This is a genomic window from Staphylococcus sp. HMSC65H10, from assembly GCF_001839185.1.
Taxonomy (GTDB): domain Bacteria; phylum Bacillota; class Bacilli; order Staphylococcales; family Staphylococcaceae; genus Staphylococcus; species Staphylococcus simulans.
In genome coordinates this window covers 1-2,121 of the sequence record NZ_KV840386.1, presented here as the reverse complement: position 1 = coordinate 2,121, position 2,121 = coordinate 1, and the positions used below count along the sequence as shown (strand labels likewise).

At 32.0% G+C, this 2,121-nt stretch carries 4 protein-coding genes; 1 reads left to right on the top strand and 3 read right to left on the bottom strand.

The features are described 5' to 3' along the window. The 3 genes from HMPREF3270_RS10135 to HMPREF3270_RS10125 form a co-directional block, all read right to left on the bottom strand. Nucleotides 1-324: dUTP diphosphatase (locus tag HMPREF3270_RS10135; protein ID WP_070867253.1), on the bottom strand; the 324-nt coding region annotated here is incomplete at its 3' end. Further along, a complete protein-coding gene (locus HMPREF3270_RS10130; RefSeq protein ID WP_070684447.1) occupies nucleotides 324-560 on the bottom strand; it encodes a hypothetical protein in 237 nt (78 codons plus the stop codon). The genes HMPREF3270_RS10135 and HMPREF3270_RS10130, both read right to left, overlap by 1 nt. Beyond that, complete coding sequence (locus HMPREF3270_RS10125; protein ID WP_070848986.1) at nucleotides 560-1,006, bottom strand: YopX family protein; 447 nt, start codon at nucleotides 1,004-1,006, stop codon at nucleotides 560-562. Before HMPREF3270_RS10125 ends, HMPREF3270_RS10130 begins: the two co-directional genes overlap by 1 nt. 206 nt (nucleotides 1,007-1,212) lie before the next feature. On the opposite strand from HMPREF3270_RS10125, the gene HMPREF3270_RS13560 reads away from it, so the two are divergent. Next, the gene (locus HMPREF3270_RS13560) at nucleotides 1,213-1,926 is read left to right on the top strand and encodes a DUF4145 domain-containing protein (protein WP_083326838.1); all 714 of its coding nucleotides are present in this window, start codon (nucleotides 1,213-1,215) and stop codon (nucleotides 1,924-1,926) included. Nucleotides 1,927-2,121: the final 195 nt, after the last annotated feature.

The window sequence follows — 2,121 nt, the reverse complement described above, 5'->3', positions numbered from 1 at the left end:
TGCTAAACGTTCGCCTTGTTTAACAGTTATAGGTTCATTACTGATATTATCTGTGATAATTCCAATCTCTTTATGATAAGTTTGATCTATCGTACCCAACGCTACACGTAGTTTAGTTTTAAGAGATTTACCAGAACGTGGTCTAACTTGTCCTTCATAACCATAGGGTAAATTAATTGCAACATCTGTTTTAACTGCGACTGTTGTATGAGGTTCAATCACTGTTGTTTCAGACACATATAGGTCTAAACCGGAGTCCGTTTCATTAGCGCGTTTCGGCATTGTTGCGTTTTCAGATAATAATTTGATTTGTAATTTAGTCATTATTTTTTGTCCTCCACTTTCGATATTTCATATTTTATTTCACTCAACACTTCGCTATCTGGTTCGCCTTCTAATTGCTGGTCATCAATCATTTCTTTAATGCGATCAAACGCCCTTGCTTTTTCCAGCACTTCAACTCTTTCTTCATAAATTTCTTGACACGTTTTTATATCTTTAAATTTTTCAGCTAATTCTTTGGCCCCTTCAATATCTAGTATCATGTATTTGTATTTCATCACTCACTGCTCCTCTCCAGTAATTCAGGGTTTTCATAAATATTTCCAACAACTTCCCCGATTTTTGAAATGCGATAAATATCTTCATAATATTCGTTGTTATCTTCATTTAATCTGAATCTTGCTTGCTCCTTTTCATATGTGATAAAACCATATATTGTAGCTTGCCAACCATGACCATGATGTCCCAACCACTTAAGAATATCGCCCTCATAAATTTCTTTTCCGTTTTTGTCTTTTAGACCAGTGTACTGCATTAGTTTAAAACAAAGGGCATCGTAATATTCAGATTGCGAGTTATCAACTTCCCCGTAACCCGTGTCGTCAAGGTGATGATTAAAAGCTAATGCACTAACGTTTTTATCGAATGCATTAAATTCAATAACGCCTATGTCATATCTCATTTTATTTTCTAACGAATCCCACGCTCTGAATTTAGGTTTCATCCCATTTCCTCCTATTATTCAAATAATCCTCTCTAGCAACGATTGCAGTAATGCGTGTAGGGCTTGCATCAATCACAAAGCCCTTTACACTTTTACTTTGTAACTCTTGTTCCAATTGCTCGACAATTCTCTTGATACATACTACCTATACTTTCTTTTATTATTTTTGTATAATTAAATTTAATAACTAAAGCGAGGTGCTTTACATGGAAAAATCGATTTTAAAATGTTCAAACGAATCCGGTAACAGCTATTTAAATGTCTTATTTTATTATTTAGATAAATGTCCTATTTGCCATAATTACGCTGAACCTAAAGTTTCTCTTCATAGTGCTTTAAATGCAAAATTAGAAAGTAATTTAGTAATCACATTTCAATGCTCTCATCCAAAATGTAAAAGATTTTATTGTTTGGAGTATCAAGTTGATTACCGTTTTGATAACTCGATAGCCGGATACAGAACAGAGTTATTAGAATATCCTGAAATACCAGATGTTTATTATCCCTTTCCAAAATCATTGGAAAAAATTTCCCCAAAATTCAAAGAGATTTATTTACAATCCAAGCAAGCTGAAAATAAGAAACTAAATGAAATAGCTGGAGTAGGGTACAGAAAAGCTATTGAGTTTTTGGTTAAAGATTACTTAATATACATGAAAGAAGATGAAAATTTTGATGATATAAAAGCTAAACCACTTGCACAATGTATTAAAAAAATTGATAATAACTCAATAGTGAAACTCGCTAAAGCTATTTCATATCTAGGTAATGATGAAACGCATTATTATCGCAAAATTAAAAACAAGGATATAACTGACATGAAAAAACTAATTCATTCTTTAGGGCATTTTGTTTCAGCTGAATTAAGTGTGTTAGATGCTGATGAAATCATTTCATTATCAACAAATGGATCTAATTGAAAAATTAGATCTCTTTGTTGACTATAATATTGCGTTATTTTTCTGACTGGATTGCCTTTACTACCATCACCTTTAGTTTTAACAATCTTTTTTAATAGAATATTTTTCTCTTCCAATATATATCCCTCTTTATATTCATTCATTTAACGCACCGCCTTTATCATTAAATCATTTTCACATAGGTGCAAGTACCAG

Excerpts from the sequence above, each read along its gene's own strand:
- HMPREF3270_RS10130 (WP_070684447.1), bottom strand. The coding sequence starts at position 560 with ATGAAATACAAATACATGATACTAGATATTGAAGGGGCCAAAGAATTA.
- HMPREF3270_RS10125 (WP_070848986.1), bottom strand. The coding sequence starts at position 1,006 with ATGAAACCTAAATTCAGAGCGTGGGATTCGTTAGAAAATAAAATGAGA.
- HMPREF3270_RS13560 (WP_083326838.1), top strand. The coding sequence starts at position 1,213 with ATGGAAAAATCGATTTTAAAATGTTCAAACGAATCCGGTAACAGCTAT.